Here is a 25,212-nt window from a genome sequence, read left to right as displayed (position 1 = left end):
GAACACGCATGCGCGGAATCATTCGAGTCGGCGACGCAACGAGCCACGGCGGTCAGGTCGTGACCGGCAGCGCGGTCAGCGAAGTGATGGGGCGGCCGGTCGCCCGGCTCGGCGATACGTGTATCTGTCCGATCGCGGGCCATCAGGCCTGCTTTATCGCCGAAGGCGATCCGCAGGTCATTGTCGACGGGAAACCGGCTGCATTCGATGGACACAAGACGTCGTGTGGTGCGACGCTGATTTCGAGCCTGGCATCGTCCGGGCGGGAATGAATTGCCGGACCGGCGCGCGGGGATGGCCGGTTCGATCGGGGTATTCATGCACTGCTTCACTCTTGCCAGACGTATCGGGTGCGTCTCGATCGTGATGGCGACATTCTTGTCGAGCCCGCCATTGCGGGCTGAGACGCGCGCCGCATCGACGCAATCCGTCGAAGGTGCGTCTGCCGCGCCGTTTGTTGCCCAAGTTGTCGGACTTGAATGGCTCAATCCGCTGCAGCGTCGTGACTATCCGACGGAGTGGCAATTGCTGTGGACGCTCGGGTTGGTGAAGCCGAACGCCAACGACGACATGGTGCGCACAAACCCCAAAAAATACTCGACCTTGCAGGCGGTTTCCATCGTCGCGGACGGGCGGCGGGGGCGTGAGTCGTTCGCGGGTTTTTACAAGAAATATGTGCGCGAACTTCTCGTGTTGTTTCGGACGCGCTACGTGATGAACCCCGATTATTTTTACACCATCGGCTCGAAGTACAAGCGGGAGTGGCGTGAACTGGCGGGGGTGCATGTCGAACTCGCACTTCCTGCCGGCCGTCTCGACCCGGAAGGCGCCGGAGCGTTCTTGCGCGACGAGATGGTAAATATGTATGAAATCGGCAACCCCTCCGCAAAAAATCTATGGATCCGCGACATACCGCCCGACGTGCACGTGACGTCGGGCCACGGCAATGCCGGCTTCACGTCACTGAACGCCGCGCTGGACTACCTGGCCGCGCATCCCGACAAAAGCGTGTGGGTGATGAACTGGGACGCGCCAAGCTTTCCGCCGCAGGATGAACAGATCAACGAGAACATGGTGGTGTTGTTCCTCGCCGGCCCGGATCTGAAGACCGAGCGCGAACCGCTGGCCTGGATCGGCAAGGCGGCGCAAGGCAGCGTCCAGGATTTCGACGCGAAGCAAGGCGAGGGCCGCGCGGTGCAGGCATGGAAGTCGACGATCGACGCGGCGGCAGCCAATGCGGGCGTCGCGGTCTCGTCGCTGAACTACGTTATCCCCGATGCGGGCAAGGGCAGCGCGGCCGCGTCGTCAAGGGCCGCGTCCCTGTCGCAAGGGCTCGCCGAAGCCGTGCCGGAAAGCGATCTTCGCGGCGAAACCTTCAATACGTCGGCACTGCTCGGTGACATGGGGGCCGGCGCGGCGCTGACCGATGTGGCGCTCGCGATCGGCCGCGCAAATCATCTCGGCGGCAACGTGCTTGTGGCGGGCACGACGGACACCGAACATCCGACGGCCGTGGTGGTGGTCGCACCGTCGAAGCTGACGCCGATCGATCCCGGCAAGGACTGGTTCCGCGCACGCGGGGAGAACAACGCGTACTTGCCGTGGTGGGGCCGCCGCCACGACGCGCGCCCGGCGTCGCAAGGCTACTCGGACTAGGGCGCGACGCCCGCGTTAAGCAATCTGTAACAATCAGCGGAATAGCGACAGGCCAATTCTTTCAAAATACTTTCCATTTCTCTCCGTCGGCGTGTGCCGAGAATTCCGGATTCATGCTCCATCAACGCATATGTCCTTACATTGCCGGAAGCAGTATCGAGATGGCCGTCGTATATATTACAAAGCGTATGGAAATTGAAAGACTTGCCTGGCTTGACGCGCCGCACCGTCGCCATTTATTGTCCGTCTGCCGCCCGTGAGAGAGCACGGCGGCAATCGCGGAAGCGCGCGTTGCGCGCACGACAACACACGTAGCAAAAAGCAGAAAAGGAACGTGGTAGCCACATGAAGCCGCTATTCGACGACAACAAATCCGATGCGGTCAGCGATCGTCCTTCCATGCCGTCCTTGTCGCCCGTCGCCGGGCCAGCCGCCGTCGCCAACGTCGTCGTGCCGGCAGCGCAGCCGACGGAACACGCGCGCCTGATCACCGTCGACGAGATCGACCAGCTCGGCGCGACGCAGGGCACGCGGATCGCCGCCTTCTCCCAGCAGATTCTCGCAAGCGTCCGGGCGTCGGACGCCGACCAGTTCGGCGACAAGCTCAACGAGCTGATCGCGACCGCGAAGGGGCTCGACCCGCGCGGCGCCGACAAGGGCGGGCTGCTCACGCAGGTCACGCGGCTGTTCCGCTCGACCAAGGAGAAGCTGCTGTCGCAATACGAGTCGGTGAGCAAGCGGATGGATACGCTCGTCGTCGAGCTCGAAAACCATGCGCAGCGCCAGAAGGCCGGCATCGACGAGCTCGAGCGGATGTACAACGACAACTACGCGCTGCACCAGGAGCTCGCGCAGTCGAAGGCGCACGGCGAAACGGCGCTCGCGGCGCTGCGCGCGCATCTCGCGGCCGGCCAGCAGCCGGCGGACGATGCGTTCGCCGCACAGCGCCTGCTCGACGTGAAGCGCAAGGTCGACGCGCTCGAAAGCAAGCTCGACGACCTCGACCGCGCGATGCTGATGTCGAAGCAGCTCGCGCCGCAGATCCGGATGGAGCAGGACCAGAAACGCACGCTGACGTCGAAGTTCATGACGATCAAGACCGTGCTGATTCCCGCGTGGACCAATGCGTTCGCGCTCTACCTCGAGCAGCTCAGCACCAAGCGCGCGGCGGCGCTCGCGAACGCGACGTACGACGCCGCCGACGAGGCGATCCGCGCGCAGGCCGACCTGAATCGCCAGAACGCGCAGGAAGTCGCGAAGCTCGGCCAGCGCCCGGTGATCTCGACCGACACGTTCGAATACGCGCAGCAGCAGCTGTTCGGCGCGTTCGACGACATCACGCAGATCATTGCCGACGGCCGCCGCCAGCGCGAGCAGGACGCGCCGCGCCTGCGCCAGCTCGAACAGGACCTGATCACCCGATTCGCTCCGAAGCACAACTAAGAGAACTGAGAGAACACCGCATGATTACGCTTGAGAAACGCGCGGCGAAGGTCGCGATCGTCCTCGAAAAACGTCAGATCCTGAAGCCGCCGGTCGTGCGCGTCGGCGCGGCGCTCGACATCTCGGGCTCCGCGAAGCCGCTGTACCAGTCGGGCGTGATCCAGGAGACGCACGACCGGATTCTCGGCATTGCACTGAAGTTCGACGACAACGGCGAAGTCGACACGTGGACCTTCACCGAAGGCTACGACCGGCTGCCGACCGCGACGCCGGACAACTACGGCTCGTACATTTCCGATCATGTGCTCAACGCGCGGATCGACAAGTGGGGCGGCACGCAGTACGCGCCGGTGATGAACGAAATCGTCGATTTCTTCTTCCGCGCGCCGGAGCCGAAGCGCGAAGAAAAGCGCGGCTTCCTGAGCCGGCTGTTCGGCGGTGCGGACGACCCGTCCGCGCCGGCCGCCTCCGCGCCCGTGAACGGCCATCTGCCCGCATGGGTGCTGTTCGTCACCGACGGCCAGAACCCGAAGAACGACCGCAAGCGCGTGCGCCAGTTGCTGACCGAATCGCAACATTTCCCGCTGTACTGGTCGCTCGTCGGCGTCGGCGATCCGAGCGAATTCGACTTCCTCGCGGAAGTCGCGGACGAAATGCCGAACGTCGGCTTCCTGCATCTCGAATCGCTCGACCTCAGCGACGAACAGATCTACGAACAGCTGATCACGCAGGAATTCTGCGACTGGGTGCGCGCGAAGTAAGCGCGGCCCGCCTGCCCATTTTTCTGAACTCGATTACCCCATCATGTTGAAAGACTTCAAGATCCCGTTGTCGCTCACGGCGCTCGCGCTGATCGCGGCCTATCTCCTCGGCGGCGTGAAGGACATGCTGATCGTCGCGGTCCTGTGCGTGCTCGAAATTTCGCTGTCGCTCGACAACGCGGTCGTCAACGCGTCGGTGCTGAAGAACTGGTCGGAGAAGTGGCGCAACCGCTTCATGGTGTTCGGCCTGCCGGTCGCGGTGTTCGGCATGCGGCTCGTGTTTCCGTTGCTGATCGTCGCGGTGATCGGCCATATCGGTCTGTGGGACGCGCTGACGCTCGCGATCGAATCGCCGGACAAGTACGCGGCGGTGCTGACGTCCGCGCATCATGAGGTATCGGCGTTCGGCGGCGCGTTCCTGCTGATGGTGTTCTTCAAGTTCATGCTCGACACCGAGAAGGACGAGCACTGGATCGGCTTCCTCGAAGGCCCGATGCGCCATCTCGGCCGCATCACCGCACTGGAAGTGGCGCTGACGCTGGCGATCGTGATCGTCGCGTCGTTCTACGTGCCGGCGACCGAGCAGGTCAGCTTTCTGCTCGCGGGCGCGTTCGGCGTGATCGGCTTCGTGATCGCGCACGGCGTGGGCGACCTGGTCGGCGGCGAGGACACGGGCACGCGCGTGGTGCGCGAAGGCGTCGCGGGGTTCATGTATCTGGAAGTGCTCGATTCGTCGTTCAGCTTCGACGGCGTGATCGGCGCGTTCGCGCTGTCGAACAACATTTTCCTGATCGCGCTCGGCCTCGGCGTCGGCGCGGCCTACATCCGGGAGATGACGCTCGTGCTGCTGAAGAAGGGCACGCTCGCGCAGTATCGCTTTCTCGAGCACGGCGCGTTCTGGGCGATCGGCGCGCTCGCGACGATCATGTTCCTGGGCGTGAAGTTCGAGGTGCCGGAGGTCGTCACGGGCCTGATCGGCGCGGCGATGATCGCCGCGGCCGTGTGGTCGTCGATCGTCGTGCAGCGCAAGGAAGACCGCGCGGCGGTGGCGGGCAAGTAAGCGCGCGTCACGCGGCGCGAACACCATCAACGAAGGGGCCGCCGTGTGCGGCCCGGCATCGCCGCCGGCGCTACGGCGGTTCCAGCAGAAGAGGTTCAGATGATCAATTTGTCGAAAGGCGGTCGCGTCAACCTGTCGAAGGAAGCGCCCGGCACGCAGAAATTCCGCATCGGTCTCGGTTGGGACGCGAACGCGACGGACACCGGCACGGATTTCGATCTCGACGTGTCGGTGTTCCTGTGCAAGTACGACGCGCAGAGCAATCCGAAGCTGATCTCGGATCAGCATTTCGTGTTCTACAACAGCGAAGTGCGCACGATGGAGCGCAAGGAAACCTTCATCCAGCCCGGCGACGATTTCCCGAAGCGCGGGATGCCTTCGTCGAAGTGCCTGGGCGTCGTGCATAGCGGCGACAACCGCACGGGCAGCGGCGACGGCGACGATGAGGTGATCTTCATCGACATGACGAAGCTTGCGGCCGACGTCGAGGAAATCTCGGTGGTCGTGACGATCGACCAGGCCGAAGCGCGCCGGCAGAATTTCGGGCAGGTTCGCAACAGCTACATCCAGATCGCCGACGAGGTGTCGGGCGCGGTGATCGCGAAGTACGCGCTCGAGGAAGACTTCTCGATGGAGACGTCGGTGCAGGTCGGCAGCTTCTATCGCCGCGACGGCCACTTCATGTTCAAGGCGGTCGGCGCGGGCTACAACCGTGGCCTCGGCGATTTCGTCCGCGCGTACGGCGGCGCGGTCTGACTGGCGGCAGCCCGGCGCGCGGAGCACCGCGGCGCCGGGCAGGAAGCAGCGATGACGAATCCGTCCGACGAGCCGAAGCGGCTCGAGTTCGATACGACGCCCGAGCGCACGCCCGGGCGTCTTGCGTTCGACGCGCCGGCCGCGCCCGGTGCGCCGGTCGCGCGTGCGCCGGCGCGGCCCGCCCCGCAGGCGCTCGAGTTCGGGCCGGCGCCCGCGTCCGATCACGCCGTGCGTGCGGCGCCCGCCGACGCAATCGGCCGTGCGCTGTTCGGCGCATCGAACCATCCGCAGCTCGAAGCGTGCTTCCGCGCCGCACAGGCCAGCTTTCCGAATCTCTATCCCGACTACGCGCCGCGCATCGAGCGGCATATCCGGCAACTGGTGCCGCTGAAGCTCGCGACGGTCGCGACGATCGGCGACGGCGCGCTGGAGACGGCCGGCAACCTCGTCGAAGCGGTCGCGGCGACGACGCGCGAATTCAACGAACTCGGCGCGGCCGACATGATGGCCGGGATGCTCGCGCAAGCGACGCGCAAGGCCGGCATGTTCGAACGCTGGTTCGGGGCGGCGTCCGGCCATGTCGACTATCGCGCGGCGCTCGGTGCGCTCAAGCAGTCGCTCGGCTTTTTCCCGCGCCGTACCGAGGAACTCGCCGCCAAGGTCCGCCATGCGGAGGAAAACCTCGTGGTCGTGCTCGCGGCGCTGAGCGCGGTGTCGGACGTCGTGCGCGCGCCGGACGATGCGGGCGTCGAGCGCACGCTGTTCGACCGCCGCAACATCGTCGGACAGGCCGTCCAGCAGATCCGGATGCAGCCGGCGCAACTGCGCGGGCTCGACGAGCGCGTGACCGACCTGCTGTCGCGTGCCGATCACCTGATGAACGTCGTGCTGCCGGCGGCGCTGGCTGCGCGGCCGTCGCGCTGAGCGAACGATGCGACCGCACGCGCTGCGGCGCGCGCAGTCGCGTGTCGGGCGCGACGGTTTCGCGCGGGCGGCCGCGAGTCTGCTATCTTCCCGGGCATCTCATCGCTTTCCCGCCGATTCTCCATGACCGACCGCATCGTCGCCGCCTTCGATTTCGACGGCACCATCACGACCACCGACAGCTTTCGCCATTTCGTCCGCCAGACGGTCGGCACGCCGCGTTTCGCGTGGGCCGGGCTGCGCGCGCTGCCGTGGATCGTCGCGATGAAGGCCGGGCTGCTGTCGCGCGGCGACGCGAAGGCGAAGTTCGCGTCGTTCGCGTTCGGGCCGATCCGCGAGGACGTGCTCGACGCGCAGGCGCGCCGGTTCGTCGATAGCTATCTGCCGAACCTCGTGCGTCCGGAAATGCTCGAGCGTGTCCGCGAGCATCGGGCGCGCGGGCATGAAGTCGTGCTGGTCAGCGCGTCGCCGTCGCTGTATCTGGAGAAGTGGGCGAAGACGGCCGGCTTCGACGCCGTGCTCGCGACGCGGCTCGCGTTCGAGCGCGGCGTCTTCGCCGGCCGGCTCGACGGCGAGAACTGCTGGGGGCCGCAGAAGGTCGTGCGGCTGCGCGGATGGTGGGGCAGCCGGCCGCCGAAGCAGTTGTTCGCGTACGGCGACAGCCGTGGCGACAAGGAAATGGCTGAACTCGCGAACTGGTCGTGGATCCGCGGGCAGGGGCCGATGCCGCCGATCGGCGAGTGACGAGGCGCTGATGCCGCGCGCCGCCGGCGTTACGCGTCGGCCTGCGCGTGGTGTGTGCCGCGAGACGGGTGATAGCCGCCCCAGCGATTCGCACGGGCGAACGTGCCGACGTCGTTGAAGCGCACGCCGACTTCGCGCAGCGCCGCGTGCGCGGTGCGGGCGGTCAGTTGCCGGATGTAGAACGGATCGCGCACCACGAAGTGATGGATCGCGTGCGTGCTGCCGAAATTGAAGCAGAACAGCTGGAACGGCAGCATCCACCACGGGTTCAGCACCTGCGTCTGCTGGATCACGTTGCGCGAGTCGATGTCGCCGAAATAGTGCATGTTCGAGCTGACGAAGTTGATGCAGAAGCTGCGCACGAAGTTCGGCCCGAGCCACACCACCGCCAGGAAATCGACGACGCTCATCGCGCGTTCGACGACGGCCGGCACCGTCACCGCGTAACCGAACGCATGCAGCGCGAACAGGCCGACGTGATAGACGATGAACGCGTGCCACAGCGTGTAGTACAGGTGACCGACCGGCATGTACGACGACACCTGCTCGATGCGCAACTGCAGGCGCTCGGACGGATCCTGCACCGGCTGCGCGGCCACGTACTGCTTCACCTTGCGGCGCATCGCGGCCGGCCGCAGCACGACGGCGAGCATGCCGTCCGCGATCATCAGCAGGCGCTTCACGCCCCAGCGCTCGCCGTTGGTGATGCCGAATTCCTCGAGATCCGATTCGCCGCCCGACACCTTGTGGTGATGCAGGTGCATGCGCCGGCGCGTCCACGGGTTGATCGTGCCGGGCCGCGTGAGCCAGCACAGCGCCATCATCAGGTGATAGGCCCACGGCGTCTTCTTGAAGTACATCAGGTGGATCAGGTCGTGCTCGAGCTCGTGGATCAGCGACGTGACGAACGCGGCGAGCGGCAGCGCGACGTACCACGCGATCGCGCCGCGCGCATACAGCCACGCGATCGCGAGCATCGCGCTCACCGACACGGCCATCACGGTCGCACCGACGAGGTTCTGGTTGTCGAGCAGCGGAAAGCGTGCGCGGATCGCGTCGCTCGCGGCGTTCACTTCGCGGCGGACGTACGCGACCTTGTCGGCGTCGTGGCGAAAGGCGGTTCGTGCGGGTTGGCTCATCGACCGGAATCCGTGCGGAAAGAGTGGGGCGCAATGCCGATGTGACAAGCATAGGCGCGTGCCGGCGCGCATGCGAGGGCCGTCGGTGCCAATGGTGGTGTCATTTCGGGCCACGTTGGCCGGCGCTCCGGTGGCCGATGCCGTCCCATGGCTAGAGTGCCGCCGCGGTGTCATTGCGGGCCAGCGACGCTACAATCCGCCGAAACCGCTCCGGAGTTAGCCGCATGGCCCTGTCCGTTCCGGATGCCGCGCGCCAGTTGAACAAGGCGACGGTGTCGTCCGCGTATGCGCTGTTCATGCTGATGCTGGCCGAGGAGCGCGGCATCGACGGCGGTCGCATTCTCGCCGGCTCGGGCGTCGAGCGCGACCGGCTCGCGCAGCCCGATGCGCGCATCACGCCGCTGCAGCAGGCGGCGATCGTGTTCAACCTGCTCGACGCGACCGACGATCCGTCGATCGCGATCGAGATCGGCCTGCGCAGCAGCCTCACGAAAGCGGGACTGATCGGCTTCGGGCTGATGAGCTGCGCGACGCTCGGCGAGGCGATCGCGCTCGGCATCCGCTACCTGCCGACGCGCGTGCCGTTTTTCTCGGTGCGGCTCGCGCAGCTCGACGGCATCGTCGACATCGACGTGCTCGAAGCGTTTCCGCTCGGCCGGCTGCGCCAGTTCGCGGTGGAAAACTTTCTGGTCGAAACCGCGATCCTGTTCAATTCGCTGCTGTATCCGACGCCGGGCCGCACGCTCCAGTCGCGTGCCGAACTCCATTTCGAATGGCCCGAGCCGCCGTGGTTCGAGCGTTATCGCGCGCGGCTGCCGCGCTGCCATTTCGATGCGAGCGCGAACCGCATCCGCTGCGACGCCGCGCTGCTCGACGAGCCGATCGGCACCGCGAACGCGCAGACCGCGCAGATGATCGTCCAGCAGTGCGAGGCGGAACTCGCGCGGCTCGGCTATGCGGAGAGCATCGTCGAGCGCGTGCGCAACCTGCTGATCTGCGGCGAAGGCGGCTATCCGTCGGTCGACGACGTCGCGCGCGAGCTGCATGTGTCGGCGCGCACGCTCAAGCGCAAGCTCGCCGAATACGGCGCGACCTATTCGGCGCTGCTCGACGAGATCCGGCTGCGCGACGCGCTGCGGCTGCTCGAAGGCACGCGGCTGCCGGTCGACGAGATCGCGGCGCGCGTCGGCTATACCGATCGCGCCAATTTCACGCGCGCGTTCAAGCGCTGGACGGGCGTCGCGCCGAGCGAGCGGCGCTGAACGCCGCACCCGCATGGGCGTGCAGGTTCCCGTACGGGCGCCGTTTCTTCTTCAGACCGCCCGACTTCAGACGATCGCGACCCAGTTCGCGCCGCGGCCGCCCGGCACGCGCGCGTGCAGCGACAGCGTGCCGTCGTCCGGCGCGATCGCATACACCGCGACGTGTTCGGACTGCTCGCCGCAGGCGATCAGCCAGTGTCCCGACGGATCGATCGCGAACCCGCGCGGCTGCGCTTCGGTGGCCGTCGCGTGCGCGGGGGCGAACGACCCGTCGTCGTTGCGGCGATAGCCGAGCAACCGGCTCGACGTGCGTTCGCTGACGTACGCGAAGCGCTCGTCGGGCGTCAGGTGCAGGTCCGCGGCCCACACGGACGGCTCGACAGGAGCGGGCGGGCGCGCATGGCCTTGCGCGAGCGCGGCGACGGCCGGGTGACGCGCGCTCACGTGTGCGTCGCCGAGCCGGCCGGTGGCGGTGTCGCGGGCGAAGGTGGCGAGCGTGGCCTGGAATTCGCTGACGACGACGAGCGTGCGGCCGTCGTCCGCGAATCGCAGGTGACGCGGACCGAAGCCGGCCGGCACGCGCGTTTCGCCGTGTTCGACCGCGCGCAACCCGGCGGCGTCCTCGACGAGCGCGAAGCCGAACACGCGGTCCGAGCCGAGCGAGCTGACGTACGCGAAGCGGTTGTCCGGCGACACGATCACCGCGTGCGCGTTCGCGATGCCGCCCGCGACCTGCAGCGGCGTACCGTCGCCGTCGCGCACGCGCGCGGCGTCGTAAAGGCTCAGCGAATGGCCGCCGTACGACGCGCCGAGCAGCCAGCGGCCGCCGCGGTCGAGCGACAGGTACGCGTGACTCGCGTCGATCGCGGTCGTGCCGATGCGCGCGAGCGCGCCCGTGGCCGCGACGCGGAACGCGACGATCGTCGGCTGTTCGCCGCGGGTCGCGACGTAGAGCCGCGTGCGGTCGGCCTGCACGGCGATCGGCATCGCGACGTCGGCGGCGGGATAGCGGGCGAGCGGCGCGAGCGTGCCGTCGCCTGCGAGGGAGAACGTGGCGAGGTCGCCGTCGACGGCATTCGAGACGACGACGGTCAGGCGGTCAGTGTTCGGCATGGCGGAGCATCGGAGCGTGCGTGAAGGATTCGTCGGCCGGCTGGCCGCGCGGCGGCTCGCTGCGCCGGTGCGTGCGCGCGAACAGCGCGGCGACCGCGGCGACGAGCGAAGCGATCGCGAGCGCATACAGCCCGCCCGTGATCGAACCCGTATGTTGCTTCAGATAGCCGAAGGCCGTCGGCGCGACGAAGCCGCCGAGGTTGCCGACCGAGTTGATCAGCGCGATCACGGCGGCGGCCACGCGCGTGTCGAGATAGCCCTGCGGGATCGGCCAGAACAGCGACGCCGCGGCCTTGAAACCGAGCGCGGCGAAGCAGATCGACGCGAACGACCACACCGGACTGGGCGACGTCGACGCGAACAGCCCGCACGCGGCGAGCACGAGCGAGAACGCGAGCCAGCGCTGCGGATGCTTCCACTTCGACGACAGCACCGCGAAGCCGTACATCGCGCCGATCGCGATGATCCACGGAATCGTGTTGTACAGGCCGACCTGGAAATCGGTGAGGCCGCCCATCCTGCGGATGATGGTCGGCAGCCAGAACGTGGCCGCGTAAATCGTCAGCTGGATCGCGAAATACAGGAAGCAGAACAGCATGATCTGCGGATCGCGCAGCAGCGCGGTGGCGCGCACCGGCACGTTCGAGCGGACGTCGCGCGTCGCACGCTCCGCGTCGAGCGCGTGCTGGAGCGCCGTGCGTTCCTCGGCCGTGAGCCACGTCGCGTCGCGGATATGCGATTTCAGCAGCAGCCAGCTCGCGCCGCACAGCGCGACCGAGAACAGCCCTTCGATCAGGAACATCCATTGCCAGCCCTGGAGGCCGAAGCCGCGGATCGACAGCAGCGCGCCGGTCACGGGCCCGGACAGCACCGACGCGAACGCGGAGCCGCCGAGGAAGATCGCCATCGCCTTGCCGCGTTCCTGCGGCGGCAGCCATTGCGACAGGTACAGCACGACACCGGGGAAGAAGCCGGCCTCGGCCGCGCCGAGCAGGAAGCGCAGCGTGTAGAACGACGTGTCGTTCCACACGAACGCCATCGCGGCCGCGACGATGCCCCACGTCGCCATGATCCGCGCCAGCCAGACGCGCGCGCCGTAGCGCTGCATCAGCAGGTTCGACGGCACTTCGAACAGCGCATAGCCGACGAAGAACAGCCCGGCGCCGAGCCCGTACGCGGCCGCGCCGATGCCGATCGACGCTTCGAGATGGCGATCGACGAAGCCGACGTTCACGCGGTCGATATAGTTCGCGATGAACATGATCAGCACGAGCGGCAGCACGTGCCACTTCACTTTCGAGACGGCCGACGCGAGCGGGTCGCGGCCGGGCAGGGCGGACGAGGGCGGGTTCAAGGGTGTCTCCGGTCGGGCGGCGGACGGGGCGGCAGCCCGCGTCGGCGTCTGGGTGGCGGTCGATGTAGTATGTCGTCGTATGACATGGTACGCCGGAGCATCGACGATGACGTCGCGGGTTTACCCGGAAATTTCCTAAAATTTGGCGAATGCCGGCGATCGACGCGTCATTCGACAACGTCTGATGACGTATGACGTGAAATGAGATCGTGCCGAGTGCCGGCACGGCGCGCTACGCCATCGACACCACGCTGTTGAGCAGCGTCTTCACGAGCACGGCCTGCCGCGTCGCCCCCGTTTTCGCGAAAATGCCGCGCAGGTGCGCGCGGGCAGTGTTCTTCGTGATGCCGGTCGCGGCCGCCGCTTCGTCGAGCGTCAGCCCGTCAACCAGCAGCAGCGCGATTTCGGTTTCCATCGGCGTGAGCCGGAACAGCCGGTGCAGCATGTCGCGTGATGTCTGCGGCGACGCGGCCGGATCGCGGACGAACACCGCGACGGCCGGCCGATGCTGGCGGTCCTCGGCGCCGCGATAGGGCGCGAGCGGGCGCAGCAGCACGCTCAACGGCATCGCGCCGCCGGGACGCGACAGCGTGGTGGCCTCGATGCGCGTGAGCGCCCCGGCGCGGAAATGCTCGAGCGCGGCCTGCAGCGCCTTCTGCAGCCGGCGCTCGTCGAGCGGGCACGACGCGTGAAGCCGCTCCTGCCGCACGCACAGCCCGTCCTGCTGGTCGATCAGCCGTTCGGCGATGCGGTTGCGCTTGATCACGCGGCCGTCCTCGTCGACGATCGCGGTGCCGACGTCGAGCCGGTCGACGGTGCCCGCATACAGCGCGCGTTCGGCATCGAGGACGTCGAGCGCCGCGTGCAGCTCGACCGCGCGTTGCAGGTGCGGCAGCAGCGTCGCGACCTGCGCGCGCTCGGTCGCGTCGAAATCGCGGCCGCCGTGCGGGCGGCTCACGAAGAACGCGCACTCGACGCCGCGTTCGCCGCGCAGGTTCGCGCCGAGGATGTAGCGCAGGTCGAGCGGCTGCAGGTATTGCCGGTAGAAATCGTGCGCGCGCCACGCGGCGTCGCCGAACAGGCGGTCGGCCGTGAACACCTGGCCGGGCGGGTGGTCGAGAAACGGGCACAGCGCATAGAACTGCTCGCTGTACGACGGTTCGCCGGGCAGCAGCGGGCCGTGCGCGGACGCGTTGATGATCAGCCCGTGTCGCGCGCCGCCCGGATTGCGCAGCACGAGCGTCGTGAAGCTCGCATCGAGTCGCACGCGAACCGCTTCGAGAAAGCCGGCCCACGGCGTGGTTTCCGACGGACCCTGATAGACGAGCCCGAGCCATGCGCTGAGCTCGCGCGCGCTCCATGCCGCGTCGTCGAAACCATCGTGCGCGGCCGTGTCGCCGGGCGCCAGCGCGATCCGCATGCTCGTGTTCTCCTGGTCCGGATGAAAGGTTCCGAACCAGCATAGCGGCCCGCCTGCCGCGCGCGTCATCCGAACGGAGTAGGCGACGCGGGCAGGCGGGCGCCGCTTACGCCGCGCGTTCGCGCAGCAGGTACGCGACGATGCGATCCGCCGCGACCTCCGGCGACTCGGTCACCGTGTCGACACGCAACTCCGGCTGCACGGGCGGCTCGTATGGCGAATCGATGCCGGTGAAGTGCTTCAGCTCGCCGCGCCGCGCCTTCTTGTACAAGCCCTTCGGATCGCGCTCCTCCGCGACCGCGAGCGGCGTGTCGACGAACACTTCGACGAATTCGTCCGGGCCCGCCAGCGCGCGCGCCATGTCGCGCTCGGCGCGGAACGGCGAGATGAACGACACGAGCGTGATGAGCCCCGCGTCGAGCATCAGCCGCGCGACTTCGGCGACGCGCCGGATGTTCTCCACGCGGTCGGCCTCGGTGAAGCCGAGATCGCGGTTGAGGCCGTGCCGCACGTTGTCGCCGTCGAGCAGGTACGTATGCTTGCCGAGCGCGTGCAGCCGTTGCTCGACGAGGTTCGCGATCGTCGACTTGCCGGCGCCCGACAGCCCCGTCAGCCACACGATGCGCGGCGTCTGCGCCTTCTGCCGCGCGCGCGCGTCGCGATCGACGTCGACGGCCTGCCAGTGCACGTTGTGCGCGCGGCGCAGCGCGAAGTGCAGCATCCCGGCGCCGACCGTGTCGTTGCTGAAGCGGTCGATCACGATGAAGCCGCCCGTATGACGGTTCCGGTCGTACGGATCGAACGCGACGGGCCGGTCGAAGCTCAGGTTGCACACGCCGATCTCGTTCAGCGCGAGCGTGCGCGCGGCGAGATGCTCGCGCGTGTTCACGTCGATCTTGTACTTCGGCGTCGCGCAGGTCGCGCCGACCGTCTGCGTGCCGAGCTTCACGAGATACGGGCGGCCGGGCAGCAGCGGCTCGTCGTGCATCCACACGAGCGTCGCCTCGAACTGGTCGGCGACTTCCGGCGGCGCGTCCGCACGCGCGATCAGGTCGCCGCGGCTGATGTCGATTTCGTCGGCGAGCGTGAGCGTCACCGCTTCGCCGGCGCGGGCGATGCCGGCTTCGCCGGCCGGCGTGATCACCGACGCGACGCGGCTTTCCCTGCCGGACGGCAGCACGCGCACGCGTTCGCCGACGCGAATCTCGCCCGACGCGATGCTGCCCGCGTAGCCGCGGAAATTCAGGTGCGGACGGTTGACCCATTGCACCGGCAGCCGGAACGGTTCGTCGTGCGTCACGCGCGCGGCGAGCGGCAGGCGGTCGAGATGCTGCATCAGCGGCGGGCCCGCGTACCACGGCATCCGTGCGCTCGGCGCGATCACGTTGTCGCCGCGCAGCGCGGACATCGGAATGCTGACGATCTCGGCGAACCCGAGCTCGGCCGCGAACGCGCGGTAGTCCGCATCGATACGCTCGAACACGGCCCGGTCGTAGTCGACGAGGTCCATCTTGTTGATCGCGAGCACGACGCGCTTGATGCCGATCAGCGCGACGAGATGGCTGTGACGGCGCGTCTGCGTGAGCACGCCCTTGCGCGCGTCGATCAGGATCACCGCGAGATCGGCGGTCGACGCGCCGGTGATCATGTTGCGCGTGTACTGTTCGTGGCCGGGCGTATCGGCGACGATGAACTTGCGCCGCGCGGTCGCGAAGAAGCGGTACGCGACGTCGATCGTGATGCCTTGCTCGCGTTCGGCCGACAGGCCGTCGACGAGCAGCGCGAAATCGAGTTCGCCGCCCTGCGTGCCGACCTTCTTCGAATCGGCTTCGAGCTGCGTGAGCTGGTCGTCGAACAGCATGTTCGATTCGTAGAGCAGGCGGCCGATCAGCGTGCTCTTGCCGTCGTCGACGCTGCCGCAGGTGATGAAACGCAGCAGGTCCTTCGTTCGCGTCTCGTCGGCGTGGATAGGGGGCGCCTCGGGCGCGGCGAGTACGTGTGCCATCAGAAATATCCCTCCTGTTTCTTCCTTTCCATCGAACCGGCCGAATCGCTGTCGATCAGCCGTCCCTGGCGTTCGGACGTCCGCGTGTCGCGCATCTCCCGCAGGATGTCGTCGAGCGTCGTCGCGTCGCTGTCGATCGCGCCCGTGAGCGGATAGCAGCCGAGCGTGCGAAAGCGCACGTTGCGCATCCGCGGCACTTCGCCGTCACGCAGCGGCAGGCGTTCGTCGTCGACCATGATCAGCGCGCCGTCGCGTTCGACGACGGGCCGTTCCTTCGCGAAGTAGAGCGGCACGATCGGGATGTCGTGAAGCCGGATGTACTGCCAGATATCGAGCTCGGTCCAGTTCGAGATCGGGAACACGCGCAGGCTTTCGCCCTTGCGCTTGCGCGCGTTGTACAGCGACCAGAGCTCGGGGCGCTGGCGCTTCGGGTCCCAGCGGTGCTGGTCCGAACGCAGCGACACGATGCGCTCCTTCGCGCGCGATTTCTCCTCGTCGCGGCGTGCGCCGCCGAACGCGGCGTCGAAACCGTAGTGATCGAGCGCCTGCTTGAGCCCTTGCGTCTTCCACACGTCGGTGTGCACGGCCGAGCCGTGCGTGAACGGATTGATGCCGTTCGCGATGCCGTCGGGGTTGACGTGCACGCGCAGGTCGAGGCCGAGGCGCGCGGCCGTCTCGTCGCGAAACGCGATCATCTCGCGGAATTTCCACGTCGTATCGACGTGCAGTAGCGGAAAGGGCGGCTTCGCCGGGTAGAACGCCTTCATCGCGAGATGCAGCATGACCGAGCTGTCCTTGCCGATCGAATACAGCATCACCGGGTTCTCGCTCTCGGCCACGACCTCGCGCATGATGTGGATGCTTTCGGCCTCCAGCCGCTCCAGGTGGGTCAACATCGTTCGTCTCCTTGTTTCATGCCGGCGCCGCGCGACATGTGCGGCGTTGCGGGCATGGCGCCAACGGTATCCAGCGGGCGGCATGCCGCTCTTCGTCCGGGTGGACTAAACCGGCACGCGGCCGTGGAGCGGATCTTTCCTTAGTCCACCCGGACGAAGTGGCGCGCGGCGGCGCCGCTTAAGGTGAGCGCTCGACCATCGGCGGAGACGACACATGACGGATGACACACGCGCCACGCAATTGCTTTCGGGCCAGACCTGGGCCGATTTCTGCGACACCCTGAAACGCAGCGGAGAACAGATCCTGCGCACCGACGCGCCGGACGATCCGCTCACGCGTGCGGAAGGCTTCCGCTACCTGAGCCGACTGATGCGCATCGCGCTGGAAATGCACGTCGAGTTCGCGGACGGCGCGTGGCCGGGCTTCTTCTCGCCGTCCCACGAGACCGCGAAGATCGGCGCCGACAACCCCGACAACCTGTACCAGTACGCGCGCGTCGACGGCCGCTGCGAATACCGCGTGACGGGACGGCGCGGCACGGTCGCATACCTGAGCTTCGGCACGCAGAAGGGCGGCTACGAGACCGACGGCAAGATGCTGCAGACAGGCTTTCTCGACGCGAAGCAGCTCGAGATCGCGCCGGACGGCAGCGTCGAGATCGTGTTGAGCGCGACGCCGCGCGCGGGCAACTGGGTGCGGATGGAGCCGGACACCAACGCGCTGCTGGTGCGCCAGACCTTCCTCGACCGGCGCACGGAGACGCCCGCGCAACTGAAGATCGAACGCATCGATGCGCAGGCGCGCCCCGCGCCGCTCGATCCGCTCGCGCTGCAGGGCGGCCTGATGCGCGCCGCGCAGTTCGTCGAGCAGACGTCGAAGCTGTTCGCGGACTGGGCCGCGAGCTATCGCCCGCACATGAACGCGCTGCCGCCCGCCGACCAGGCGCTGTGCCAGTCGGTCGGCGGCGATCCGAACATCTACTACTACCACTCGTGCTGGTCGCTCGCCGCCGACGAGGCGCTCGTGATCGACGTCGATACCGTGCCGGACTGCGATTTCTGGAACGTGCAGCTCAACAACTACTGGATGGAGTCGCTCGACTATCGGCACTTCGACATCTGCGTGAACAAGCACAGCGCTCGGCCCAATGCGGACGGCGGGGTGACGGTGATCGTCGCGGCCACGCGGCCGGGCAGCGCGAACTGGCTCGATACCGCCGGGCATCGCACCGGCACGATCTGCTGGCGCTGGGTGGGCGCCGCGCAACCGGTGCATCCGCGCACGCGCGTCGTGAAGCTCGCCGCGCTGAAGGAGGCCGCATGAACGCGCCGCTCGACCAGGCTCGCACGCTGCTCGCCCCCGATGGCTTGATGGCCGAGGCCGTGTCGCGCACGGGCGGGCTCACCGCGTTCGGCGACGGGCCGTATCGCGACGCGCTCGACGTGATGTGCGCGTCGCTGATCGACGAAGCGGCGCTGTCCGCGCGCGGCGCGGCGATGATGCGCGAAAAGCTCGTCGGCCAGCTCGTGAACCGGCTCGTCGTCGAGGATTACTTCCGGCGCCATCCGGAGATCGCGGACATTGCAATCGACGATCCGCTCGTGATCGTCGGCCTGCCGCGTACGGGCACGACGCTGCTGCAGCGGCTACTGGCCGTCGACCCGCGCTTTCATTCGGCCGCGTGGTGGGAAACGCGCTACCCGGCGCCGCTTGCCGGCGAGACGCTCGACGCGCCGGCCGTGCGCATCGCGCGCGCGCAGGCCGAGGTCGCGACGATGATCGACTGCATCCCGCAGATCCTGACGATCCATCCGCTCGACGCGATGCTCGCCGACGAGGAATTCATGCTGATGGAGCATTCGTTCGTGTGCGCGATGGATTCGTACGCGAACGTGCCGCGCTATACGGCCTGGCTCGCGCGGCAGGATCTCACGCCGGTCTACACGTACCTGAAACGGATGCTGCAGTTCCTGCAGTGGCAGAAGGCGCGGCGCGGCGTCGCGCCGGCCGAGCGCTGGCTGCTGAAAACGCCGCAGCACCTGCATGCGCTCGACGTGCTGTGCCGCGTGTTTCCGCGTGCGCAGGTCGTGCTCACGCACCGCGATCCGGCGCAGACGATTCCGTCGATGGCGAGCATGGCGCACACGCTGTGGCAACTGTACGCGGACGATCCCGATCCGCTCGCCGTCGGCGCGCAGTGGAACGCGGGGATGGCGCGCGCGATCGGTGCGGCGATGGCGGCGCGCGATGCGCTGCCAGCCCACCGGTTTCTCGACGTGCGGTTCGAGGACACCGTGTCGAATCCGCTGGGGGTGGCGCACGCCGTGTATGCGTTCGCCGGCATGTCCGTCGATGCGCGGCAGCGTGCGGCGATGGCCGACTGGATCGCGCGCAACGGCCGCGACAAGCGCGCCGCGCACGACTATTCGATCGCCCGCTTCGGCTTCACCGACGCGCAGCTCGCGCGCGACTTCGCCGCGTATCGCGCGCGGCACCTGCAGGCCGCCGTCTGACGGCCGCGTACGCAAGACGAACGACAACCAGGAGACAACCCATGTTGCTGAAGGACAAGATCGTCGTGATTTCCGGAATCGGGCCGGGGCTCGGCGTGAAGCTCGCGGTCGAAGCCGCGCGCGAGGGCGCACGCGGCGTGGTGGTCGCGGCGCGCACGATGGAAAAGCTCGACGACGCCGACGCACGAATCCGTGCACTCGATGTCGATTGCGCGGTGCTGAAGGTGCAGACCGACATCACCGATCGGGCACAATGCCGGCAGCTCGCGACGCGGGCCGTCGAGCGCTTCGGCCGGATCGACGCGCTCGTGAACAGCGCGTTCGTGCATGGGACGTTTCCGGAGCCGGTGGAGCAAGCCGACCTCGACGGCTGGCGCGCGGTGTTCGAAACCAACGTGTTCGGTACGATGGCGCTCACGCAGGAAGTCGTGCCGCACATGAAACGGCAGCAGCGCGGCGCGATCGTGATGATCAACACGCAGGCGACCCGCAAGCCGTTTGCAGGGGAGGGCGGCTACGCTGTATCGAAGGGCGCGCTCGCGGTTGCGGCAAAATACCTGGCGCGCGAACTCGGCGTGCACGGCATTCGCGCGAACAGCATCCACATGGGCTGGATGTGGGGCGTGCCGACGCAGACCTATTTCCGGCAGGCGGCCGCCGACTACGGGATGACGGAGGCGCAGATCGTTGCGCCGATCGCGTCGAACATCGCGCTCGCGAAGCTGCCGACCGACGACGATTGCGCGCGTGCGGCGCTGTTCCTCGCGTCCGACTACGCGAACGCGGTGACGGGCGCGACGCTCGACGCGAACGGCGGCGATTTCATGCCTTGACGATGGAGCCACGGATCATGCAGGACAACCAGTACGCGCGGCACGTCTTCGCGTTCAACGGCGACGCGGACGGCCTGTGCGCGCTTCAGCAACTGCGGCTCGCGGAACGCGTGCACGGCACGCTCGTGACCGGCGTGAAGCGCGACATCCGGCTGCTCGAGCGCATCGACGCGCGCGTGGGCGACCTCGTCACCGTGCTCGACGTATCGCACGACCAGAACCGCGACGCGTGCGCGCGATTGCTGCGTGACGGCGCGACGGTCCGTTATTTCGACCATCACTTCGCGGGCGCGCTGCCCGACGATCCGCGCTTCGACGCGCATATCGACACGGCAGCCGACGTCTGCACGAGCGCGATCGTGAATCGCTATCTCGGCGGCCGGTACGTGCGCTGGGCGATCGTCGCGGCGTTCGGCGACGAACTGCCGGCGCTCGGCGACGCACTCGCGCGCGAGCATGGGGTCGACGAAGCCGAGCGTTGCGTGCTGGCCGAGCTCGGGCTCTACCTGAACTACAACGCGTACGGCGAGTGCGTCGGCGATCTGCATTTCGATCCGGCGGCGCTCGCGGACGCGATGCTGCCGTGCACCGATCCGCTCGAGTTCGTGCGCGAGACGGCCGTGTTCGCCGCGTTGCGCGACGGCTACCGCGACGACATGGCGCGCGCGCGCGCACTCGCGCCGCTGCGCGAGGTGCCGGGCGCGACGCTGGTCCGGATGCCCGACCACCCGTGGGCGCGGCGTGCGACCGGCATGCTCGCGAACGAGCGGATGCGCAATGCGCCGCATGCGGCGCTCGCGGTGCTGTCGCCGCGCGCGGACGGCGGGTTGGTCGTCAGCGTGCGCGTGCCCGACGGCCGGCCGATCGGCGCGGACGAGTTCTGCCGCGGCTTCGCGACGGGCGGCGGGCGCAAGCGCGCGGGCGGCATCAACCATCTGCCGGAAGCCGAGTTCGACGCATTCGCCGAGCGTTTCGAGGCCGCGTTCCGGCTCGACTGACGCCGCGATCGACGCAATGCATCGACGCTGCGCGCGTCGCGCAGCCATCGCACGGCGCGCGTAGCATGACCGGATCAGCCGATCGTCCCGGCGAGCGCGGCCGGCACGTTGTGGCCGTAGCAGCGCGCCTCGACGCGCTCGGCGATGCGCGAGCCGTGCGCGGTACGCACGAACCGGTCGACGTACCACAGCCCGAGAAACATCACCTGCGTGCCGCCGTCCGGCAGCGCGACTTCCATCGGATTGAAGCAGATCGTGCGGCCGCGCGCGGTGTCGCCGTCGAGCCGGATCGACAGGTTGCCGACCAGATGCTGATACCGCGGAAATCGCGGCAGCACGGTGCGCAGCCACGCTTTCACGTCCGGATAGCGACCGGCGATGCCGCCCATTGCGCGACAGTCGATCGCCGCGTCGGGCGTGAATACCGTGTCGAGCGCATCGAAGTCGCACGAGTCGATCGCGCTCGAATACGGGACGACCCGCTCGCGGATGTCGTGATGATCGGACAGCGTGTGCAGATCGGGCATCGACCGCTCCCGCTCAGCTGCTTTTGCGCGTGCGTGCCGCATGCAGCGCTTCGGCGCGCCGCTTCACGTCGCGCGCGCACTGATCGAAACCCTGTTTCACCCACGCGCCGTGGTGCTGCATGATCGTGTCCGCGTTGACGCCGAGGAACTGGTCGGTCGTGAAGTAGCGGCAGCGCTCCGCGCCCGTCGCGTCGATGTACTGGTCGCGGCGCGCGGCGTCCTTGTTGTCGTCGGTCGGGCGTTGCTCCCACGACAGCAGGCGTTCGGGCTCGTATGCGACGAGGATTTCGTCGACGGGAATCACGGTCTCCGTGCCCGGAATGCGAATCTGCATGTGCACGAAATCGCCGAGTTTGCCGGTCGTTTCGAAGCCGATGCAGAACGTGTTCCATTCGCCGTAGCGCGGGAAGTCGGTCAGCACTTCCCAGACGACGGCGGCCGGCGCATCGATGTCGACGGTGATCGAGGTGACGAGATTCGAGGGTTTGGTCATGGCGGCGGATCGGATCAGGCTGCGCGCCCGCGTGGCTTCAGGCGGTGCAGCGGTCGGAAGGAATCGCGCCGGTATCGGCCGGCGCGCGCGACGGGTGCGGCGCGGAGCAGGCGGGGCCGGTCGCGGCCGGCGACGTGCGGCGCCGCGCGGCGCACCCGACATCGAGCGTAGGCCGGCGCGCACGGTGAAGAATCGTCGGAACGGACTAAGGCGTTTCACCGGGCGCGGCGGGGCGGCAGGATTGGCCCGACCGTCGGCGGCGTCGACACCGCGCCGCGCAGCCGCGACAATACGCATCTCTTTTCGCTTTCGTCATCGAGGTGCCCGTGCCCGCCCAGTCGTCCGTTGCTCCCGCGATCGTCTGGTTCCGCGACGATCTGCGCGTGACCGATCAGCCCGCGCTGACGCTTGCGGTCGAATCCGGCCGGCCGCTCGTGTGCGTCTTCGTCGACGACACGGGCGCCGGCGCCGGGCCCGCGCTCGGCGGGGCGGCGCGCTGGTGGCTGCACGGGTCGCTGGCGGGGCTCGACGCCGCGCTCGCGCGGCATGGCGGGCGCCTGCTGCTGTTGCGCGGCGACGCGCAGCGCGAGATCGAGCGACTCGTTCGCGACACGGGCGCGGCGGCCGTGTACTGGAACCGCCGCTATGCGCAGCCGCAGCGCGACGCCGACGCGGCGCTGAAGACGTCGCTCAAGGCGCGCGGCGTGGCGGTCGAGAGCAGCAACGGCAGCCTGCTGAACGAGCCGTGGGAGGTGCTGACGGGCAGCGGCGGCCCGTATCAGGTATTCACCGCGTACTGGCGCGCGGCACGCCGCGATCGCGCGGTCGCCGCGCCGCTGCCGGCACCCGGGCAGATCGTGTTTCATTCGTGGCCGAAGGCCGTGCGCGACCGCGCGCTGGCGCTCGACGCGCTCGCGTTGCGTCCGCATGCGCCGGACTGGGCCGGCGGACTGCGCGATGCGTGGCCGGCGCCCGACGAAGCCGGTGCGCATGCACAGCTCGATGCGTTTCTCACGACATCGCTCGCCGGCTATGCGGATGCGCGCGACCGGCCCGACCGCCCGGCGACGAGCCGGCTGTCGCCGTTCCTGCGCTTCGGCAACGTGTCGCCCAGGCAGGTGTGGCATGCGGTGCAGGGCGCGGCGAGCGCGGGCGGCGCGGCATACGCGGCCGATGCCGACAAGTTCCTGAGCGAGCTCGGCTGGCGCGAATTCAGCTACACGCTGCTGTATCACTTCCCGACGCTCGCGACCGACAACTTCCGCGCGCAATTCGATGCGATGCCGTGGCGCGACGATCCCGCCGCGTTACGTGCGTGGCAGCGCGGCCGGACCGGCTACCCGCTCGTCGATGCGGGCCTGCGCGAGCTGTGGACGACCGGCTGGATGCACAACCGCGTGCGGATGGTCGTCGCGTCGTTCCTGATCAAGCACCTGCTGATCGACTGGCGCGCGGGCGAAGCATGGTTCCGCGATACGCTGGTCGACGCCGATCCCGCGAACAACGCGGCGAGCTGGCAGTGGGTGGCTGGCTGCGGCGCCGATGCCGCGCCGTATTTCCGCATCTTCAATCCGGTCGCGCAGGGGCAGAAGTTCGATCCGGACGGCGCGTACGTACGGCGCTGGGTGCCCGAGCTTGCCGGCCTCGACGATGCGTCGATCCATGCGCCGTGGGAAGCGTCGCCGCTGGCGCTCGAAGCGGCCGGCATCCGGCTCGGCATCGACTATCCGGCGCCGCTCGTCGAACACGCGGCCGCGCGTGCCCGTGCGCTCGACGCGCTGGCCGCGTTGCCGAAGCGCCGCTGACCGTACGCCGCGGTTCGCCGCCTCAATTGCAGAACGCGACGTGCTCGAGCAGCGCGTAGGCGACGTCGGAACCGAAGTAGGCCGCGCCGCACCACGCGACGAACGCGAGCGTGCCGGCGGTCAGCGCCGCCCGGATCAGGCCCATGCCGCGCGGCCCGACGTCGGGCGGGCGACGCGCGCGTCGTCGATCGGCAGGTGCAGCAGCGCCGCGAGCACGCCGAGCGCGATCGAGCCGAGCCACAGCGGCAGGTACGAATGCGTCGCGTCGTACACGAGCGCGCCGAGCCACACGCCGAAGAAGCTGCCGAGCTGGTGTCCGAAGAACACGAAGCCGAACAGCGTCGCGATGTAGCGCACGCCGAACACCTGCGAGATCACGCCGTTCGTCAGCGGCACCGTGCCGAGCCACGTGAACCCCATCACGGCCGCGAACACGTAGACGCTCGCGGGCGACAGCGGCACGGCGACGAACGCGGCCATCGCGAGCGCGCGCACGAGATACAGCACCGACAGCACGTACTTGCGCCGCAGCAGCCCGCCGAGATGGCCGCACGCGTAGGTGCCGGCCACGTTGGTCAGCGCGATCAGCGCGAGCGCGACGCTCGCGGGGCGCGCCGGCAGCCCGTGGTCGAGCAGGTACGCGGGCAGGTGCGTCGCGATGAACGCGAGCTGGAAGCCGCACGCGAAGAAGCCCGCGTTCAGCAGCCAGAAGCCGCGATGCGCGAACGCCTCGCGCACGGCTTCGCCGATCGACTGGTCGGGGCCGGCGGCGGCGCTGGCCACCTGCGCGGGCCGGTCGCGCAGCAGCACCGCGAGCGGCGCGAGCAGCGCGGCGACGAGCGCCAGCGCGATGAACGCGTGGCGCCAGCCGATGCCGCCGATCAGTGCCTGCGCGACGGGCACCATGCAGAACTGGCCGAGCCCGCCGATCGCGCCGGCGACACCGAGCGCCCAGCCGCGCCGGTCGGGTGGAAACAGGCGGCTCAGCGCGCCGTAGATCGACGCGAACGCCGAGCCCGACAGCGCGATGCCGATCACGAGGCCGGCGCCGACCGTGAACAGGCCGGTCGTGGCCGCGTGCGCCATCGTGACGAGCCCGGCCGCGTACAGCAGCATGCCGGCGACGATCACGCGCACCGAGCCGAAGCGGTCGGCCACCATCCCGGTGAACGGCTGCGCGACGCCCCAGATCAGGTTCTGCAGCGCCAGCGCCAGCCCGAACGCTTCGCGCGACCAGCCGTGGTCGAGCGACACGGGCGCGAGGAACAGGCCCTGCACGTGACGGATGCCGAGCGCGGCGCCCATGATCAGGCCGCCTGCCAGCACGGGCAGCCAGCGGCGCCGGACTTCCTGCTCGATCGGGGTCATGCGTGTCTCCGGATGAAGGCGCGCGGCGAAACGGCCGCGCTCGATCCGATTAGACGATCGCGGCTGCCGTCGCTCAAGCGATCATTCGGTCAGGTTCGCATGCGCAGCGGGAATGCGAGGGCGCGCTTGCCTGTCCGCACG

Annotated in this window: 24 protein-coding genes; 14 read left to right on the top strand and 10 right to left on the bottom strand. The window is 68.4% G+C overall.

Annotated elements, in window-relative coordinates:
• Positions 1–8 precede the first annotated feature (8 nt).
• The 8 genes from MMB92_RS25920 (at position 9) to MMB92_RS25885 (ending at position 7,344) form a co-directional block, all read left to right on the top strand.
• The gene (locus MMB92_RS25920; protein WP_006482760.1) at positions 9–272 is read left to right on the top strand and encodes a PAAR domain-containing protein; all 264 of its coding nucleotides are present in this window, start codon (positions 9–11) and stop codon (positions 270–272) included.
• Between the two features lie 22 nt (positions 273–294).
• Positions 295–1,656, top strand: coding sequence for a hypothetical protein (locus tag MMB92_RS25915; RefSeq protein WP_006482742.1), 1,362 nt, complete (start codon positions 295–297; stop codon positions 1,654–1,656).
• A gap of 345 nt (positions 1,657–2,001) precedes the next feature.
• Entirely contained in the window at positions 2,002–3,099 is a 1,098-nt protein-coding gene (locus tag MMB92_RS25910; protein ID WP_006482744.1) for a toxic anion resistance protein, read from the top strand.
• 20 nt (positions 3,100–3,119) lie between these two features.
• Positions 3,120–3,860 (top strand): VWA domain-containing protein, encoded by a 741-nt coding sequence (locus MMB92_RS25905; protein WP_277563033.1) that lies wholly within the window; start codon positions 3,120–3,122, stop codon positions 3,858–3,860.
• Between the two features lie 43 nt (positions 3,861–3,903).
• Entirely contained in the window at positions 3,904–4,920 is a 1,017-nt protein-coding gene (locus tag MMB92_RS25900) for a DUF475 domain-containing protein (RefSeq protein WP_006482747.1), read from the top strand.
• 99 nt (positions 4,921–5,019) lie between these two features.
• Positions 5,020–5,676 carry a TerD family protein gene (locus MMB92_RS25895; protein ID WP_006482759.1) on the top strand — a complete coding sequence of 219 codons (657 nt, stop codon included), beginning with the start codon at positions 5,020–5,022 and terminating at the stop codon, positions 5,674–5,676.
• A 51-nt stretch (positions 5,677–5,727) separates the two neighbouring features.
• Entirely contained in the window at positions 5,728–6,600 is an 873-nt protein-coding gene (locus MMB92_RS25890) for a hypothetical protein (protein WP_006497779.1), read from the top strand.
• A 123-nt stretch (positions 6,601–6,723) separates the two neighbouring features.
• Positions 6,724–7,344, top strand: a complete 621-nt coding sequence (locus MMB92_RS25885) for an HAD family hydrolase (RefSeq protein WP_060264884.1) — start codon at positions 6,724–6,726, stop codon at positions 7,342–7,344.
• A gap of 29 nt (positions 7,345–7,373) precedes the next feature.
• Here MMB92_RS25885 and MMB92_RS25880 read toward each other — a convergent pair whose 3' ends face one another.
• Positions 7,374–8,483, bottom strand: coding sequence for a fatty acid desaturase (locus MMB92_RS25880; RefSeq protein WP_060264881.1), 1,110 nt, complete (start codon positions 8,481–8,483; stop codon positions 7,374–7,376).
• Positions 8,484–8,707: 224 nt separating this feature from the next.
• Between MMB92_RS25880 and MMB92_RS25875 the strand changes: the two genes are divergently transcribed.
• On the top strand, positions 8,708–9,745 hold the full coding sequence (locus MMB92_RS25875; RefSeq protein ID WP_006486061.1) for an AraC family transcriptional regulator: 1,038 nt from the start codon (positions 8,708–8,710) through the stop codon (positions 9,743–9,745).
• A 66-nt stretch (positions 9,746–9,811) separates the two neighbouring features.
• On the opposite strand, the gene MMB92_RS25870 is transcribed toward MMB92_RS25875, so the two are convergent.
• From MMB92_RS25870 to cysD, 5 genes are all read right to left on the bottom strand, one after another.
• Positions 9,812–10,858: a beta-propeller fold lactonase family protein gene (locus tag MMB92_RS25870; protein WP_048984999.1), complete on the bottom strand. Its 1,047-nt coding sequence runs from the start codon at positions 10,856–10,858 to the stop codon at positions 9,812–9,814.
• Entirely contained in the window at positions 10,845–12,212 is a 1,368-nt protein-coding gene (locus tag MMB92_RS25865) for an MFS transporter (RefSeq protein ID WP_277563032.1), read from the bottom strand. The genes MMB92_RS25870 and MMB92_RS25865 overlap by 14 nt, the downstream gene beginning before the upstream one ends.
• Positions 12,213–12,444: 232 nt before the next feature.
• The gene (locus MMB92_RS25860; RefSeq protein ID WP_006486068.1) at positions 12,445–13,632 is read right to left on the bottom strand and encodes a helix-turn-helix transcriptional regulator; all 1,188 of its coding nucleotides are present in this window, start codon (positions 13,630–13,632) and stop codon (positions 12,445–12,447) included.
• 106 nt (positions 13,633–13,738) lie between these two features.
• Positions 13,739–15,637 (bottom strand): sulfate adenylyltransferase subunit CysN, encoded by a 1,899-nt coding sequence (gene cysN / locus MMB92_RS25855; protein WP_048985000.1) that lies wholly within the window; start codon positions 15,635–15,637, stop codon positions 13,739–13,741.
• The gene (gene cysD / locus MMB92_RS25850; RefSeq protein WP_227746346.1) at positions 15,637–16,617 is read right to left on the bottom strand and encodes a sulfate adenylyltransferase subunit CysD; all 981 of its coding nucleotides are present in this window, start codon (positions 16,615–16,617) and stop codon (positions 15,637–15,639) included. Before cysD ends, cysN begins: the two co-directional genes overlap by 1 nt.
• A gap of 130 nt (positions 16,618–16,747) precedes the next feature.
• Between cysD and MMB92_RS25845 the strand changes: the two genes are divergently transcribed.
• The 4 genes from MMB92_RS25845 to MMB92_RS25830 are packed head-to-tail and all read left to right on the top strand — an operon-like array spanning position 16,748 to position 20,878.
• Positions 16,748–17,857: a DUF1214 domain-containing protein gene (locus tag MMB92_RS25845; RefSeq protein ID WP_277563031.1), complete on the top strand. Its 1,110-nt coding sequence runs from the start codon at positions 16,748–16,750 to the stop codon at positions 17,855–17,857.
• On the top strand, positions 17,854–19,047 hold the full coding sequence (locus MMB92_RS25840; RefSeq protein WP_034201529.1) for a sulfotransferase: 1,194 nt from the start codon (positions 17,854–17,856) through the stop codon (positions 19,045–19,047). The genes MMB92_RS25845 and MMB92_RS25840 overlap by 4 nt, the downstream gene beginning before the upstream one ends.
• Before the next feature lie 41 nt (positions 19,048–19,088).
• On the top strand, positions 19,089–19,880 hold the full coding sequence (locus MMB92_RS25835) for an SDR family oxidoreductase (RefSeq protein ID WP_006486063.1): 792 nt from the start codon (positions 19,089–19,091) through the stop codon (positions 19,878–19,880).
• A gap of 17 nt (positions 19,881–19,897) precedes the next feature.
• Complete coding sequence (locus MMB92_RS25830; RefSeq protein ID WP_060264877.1) at positions 19,898–20,878, top strand: hypothetical protein; 981 nt, start codon at positions 19,898–19,900, stop codon at positions 20,876–20,878.
• A 74-nt stretch (positions 20,879–20,952) separates the two neighbouring features.
• Here MMB92_RS25830 and MMB92_RS25825 read toward each other — a convergent pair whose 3' ends face one another.
• Both MMB92_RS25825 and MMB92_RS25820 read right to left on the bottom strand, forming a co-directional pair.
• Positions 20,953–21,405 carry a nuclear transport factor 2 family protein gene (locus MMB92_RS25825; protein WP_006486058.1) on the bottom strand — a complete coding sequence of 151 codons (453 nt, stop codon included), beginning with the start codon at positions 21,403–21,405 and terminating at the stop codon, positions 20,953–20,955.
• 13 nt (positions 21,406–21,418) lie between these two features.
• On the bottom strand, positions 21,419–21,898 hold the full coding sequence (locus MMB92_RS25820; RefSeq protein WP_006486060.1) for an SRPBCC domain-containing protein: 480 nt from the start codon (positions 21,896–21,898) through the stop codon (positions 21,419–21,421).
• A 326-nt stretch (positions 21,899–22,224) separates the two neighbouring features.
• Here MMB92_RS25820 and MMB92_RS25815 point away from each other — a divergent pair, with 326 nt between their 5' ends.
• Positions 22,225–23,703: a deoxyribodipyrimidine photo-lyase gene (locus tag MMB92_RS25815; protein WP_020979781.1), complete on the top strand. Its 1,479-nt coding sequence runs from the start codon at positions 22,225–22,227 to the stop codon at positions 23,701–23,703.
• 22 nt (positions 23,704–23,725) lie between these two features.
• Here the strand turns inward: MMB92_RS25815 and MMB92_RS25810 are convergent, their stop codons facing one another.
• On the bottom strand, positions 23,726–23,848 hold the full coding sequence (locus tag MMB92_RS25810; protein WP_006488066.1) for a hypothetical protein: 123 nt from the start codon (positions 23,846–23,848) through the stop codon (positions 23,726–23,728).
• Complete coding sequence (locus tag MMB92_RS25805) at positions 23,839–25,071, bottom strand: MFS transporter (protein WP_060264876.1); 1,233 nt, start codon at positions 25,069–25,071, stop codon at positions 23,839–23,841. The genes MMB92_RS25810 and MMB92_RS25805 overlap by 10 nt, the downstream gene beginning before the upstream one ends.
• Between the last annotated feature and the right edge of the window lie 141 nt (positions 25,072–25,212).

Origin of the sequence: Burkholderia sp. IO2, from assembly GCF_029522185.1 — a bacterium.
GTDB lineage: Bacteria > Pseudomonadota > Gammaproteobacteria > Burkholderiales > Burkholderiaceae > Burkholderia > Burkholderia cenocepacia.
The sequence above is the reverse complement of the archived record's forward strand: the minus strand, read 5'-3'. Positions and strand labels throughout refer to the sequence as shown.

Bases quoted from the DNA above. Each gene is read 5' to 3' on its own strand.
- MMB92_RS25920 (WP_006482760.1), top strand. From the start codon at position 9: ATGCGCGGAATCATTCGAGTCGGCGACGCAACGAGCCACGGCGGTCAG.
- MMB92_RS25915 (WP_006482742.1), top strand. From the start codon at position 295: ATGGCCGGTTCGATCGGGGTATTCATGCACTGCTTCACTCTTGCCAGA.
- MMB92_RS25910 (WP_006482744.1), top strand. From the start codon at position 2,002: ATGAAGCCGCTATTCGACGACAACAAATCCGATGCGGTCAGCGATCGT.
- MMB92_RS25905 (WP_277563033.1), top strand. From the start codon at position 3,120: ATGATTACGCTTGAGAAACGCGCGGCGAAGGTCGCGATCGTCCTCGAA.
- MMB92_RS25900 (WP_006482747.1), top strand. From the start codon at position 3,904: ATGTTGAAAGACTTCAAGATCCCGTTGTCGCTCACGGCGCTCGCGCTG.
- MMB92_RS25895 (WP_006482759.1), top strand. From the start codon at position 5,020: ATGATCAATTTGTCGAAAGGCGGTCGCGTCAACCTGTCGAAGGAAGCG.
- MMB92_RS25890 (WP_006497779.1), top strand. From the start codon at position 5,728: ATGACGAATCCGTCCGACGAGCCGAAGCGGCTCGAGTTCGATACGACG.
- MMB92_RS25885 (WP_060264884.1), top strand. From the start codon at position 6,724: ATGACCGACCGCATCGTCGCCGCCTTCGATTTCGACGGCACCATCACG.
- MMB92_RS25880 (WP_060264881.1), bottom strand. From the start codon at position 8,483: ATGAGCCAACCCGCACGAACCGCCTTTCGCCACGACGCCGACAAGGTC.
- MMB92_RS25875 (WP_006486061.1), top strand. From the start codon at position 8,708: ATGGCCCTGTCCGTTCCGGATGCCGCGCGCCAGTTGAACAAGGCGACG.
- MMB92_RS25870 (WP_048984999.1), bottom strand. From the start codon at position 10,858: ATGCCGAACACTGACCGCCTGACCGTCGTCGTCTCGAATGCCGTCGAC.
- MMB92_RS25860 (WP_006486068.1), bottom strand. From the start codon at position 13,632: ATGCGGATCGCGCTGGCGCCCGGCGACACGGCCGCGCACGATGGTTTC.
- cysN (WP_048985000.1), bottom strand. From the start codon at position 15,637: ATGGCACACGTACTCGCCGCGCCCGAGGCGCCCCCTATCCACGCCGAC.
- cysD (WP_227746346.1), bottom strand. From the start codon at position 16,617: ATGCCGCCCGCTGGATACCGTTGGCGCCATGCCCGCAACGCCGCACAT.
- MMB92_RS25845 (WP_277563031.1), top strand. From the start codon at position 16,748: ATGACGGATGACACACGCGCCACGCAATTGCTTTCGGGCCAGACCTGG.
- MMB92_RS25840 (WP_034201529.1), top strand. From the start codon at position 17,854: ATGAACGCGCCGCTCGACCAGGCTCGCACGCTGCTCGCCCCCGATGGC.
- MMB92_RS25835 (WP_006486063.1), top strand. From the start codon at position 19,089: ATGTTGCTGAAGGACAAGATCGTCGTGATTTCCGGAATCGGGCCGGGG.
- MMB92_RS25830 (WP_060264877.1), top strand. From the start codon at position 19,898: ATGCAGGACAACCAGTACGCGCGGCACGTCTTCGCGTTCAACGGCGAC.
- MMB92_RS25825 (WP_006486058.1), bottom strand. From the start codon at position 21,405: ATGCCCGATCTGCACACGCTGTCCGATCATCACGACATCCGCGAGCGG.
- MMB92_RS25820 (WP_006486060.1), bottom strand. From the start codon at position 21,898: ATGACCAAACCCTCGAATCTCGTCACCTCGATCACCGTCGACATCGAT.
- MMB92_RS25810 (WP_006488066.1), bottom strand. From the start codon at position 23,848: ATGGGCCTGATCCGGGCGGCGCTGACCGCCGGCACGCTCGCGTTCGTC.
- MMB92_RS25805 (WP_060264876.1), bottom strand. From the start codon at position 25,071: ATGACCCCGATCGAGCAGGAAGTCCGGCGCCGCTGGCTGCCCGTGCTG.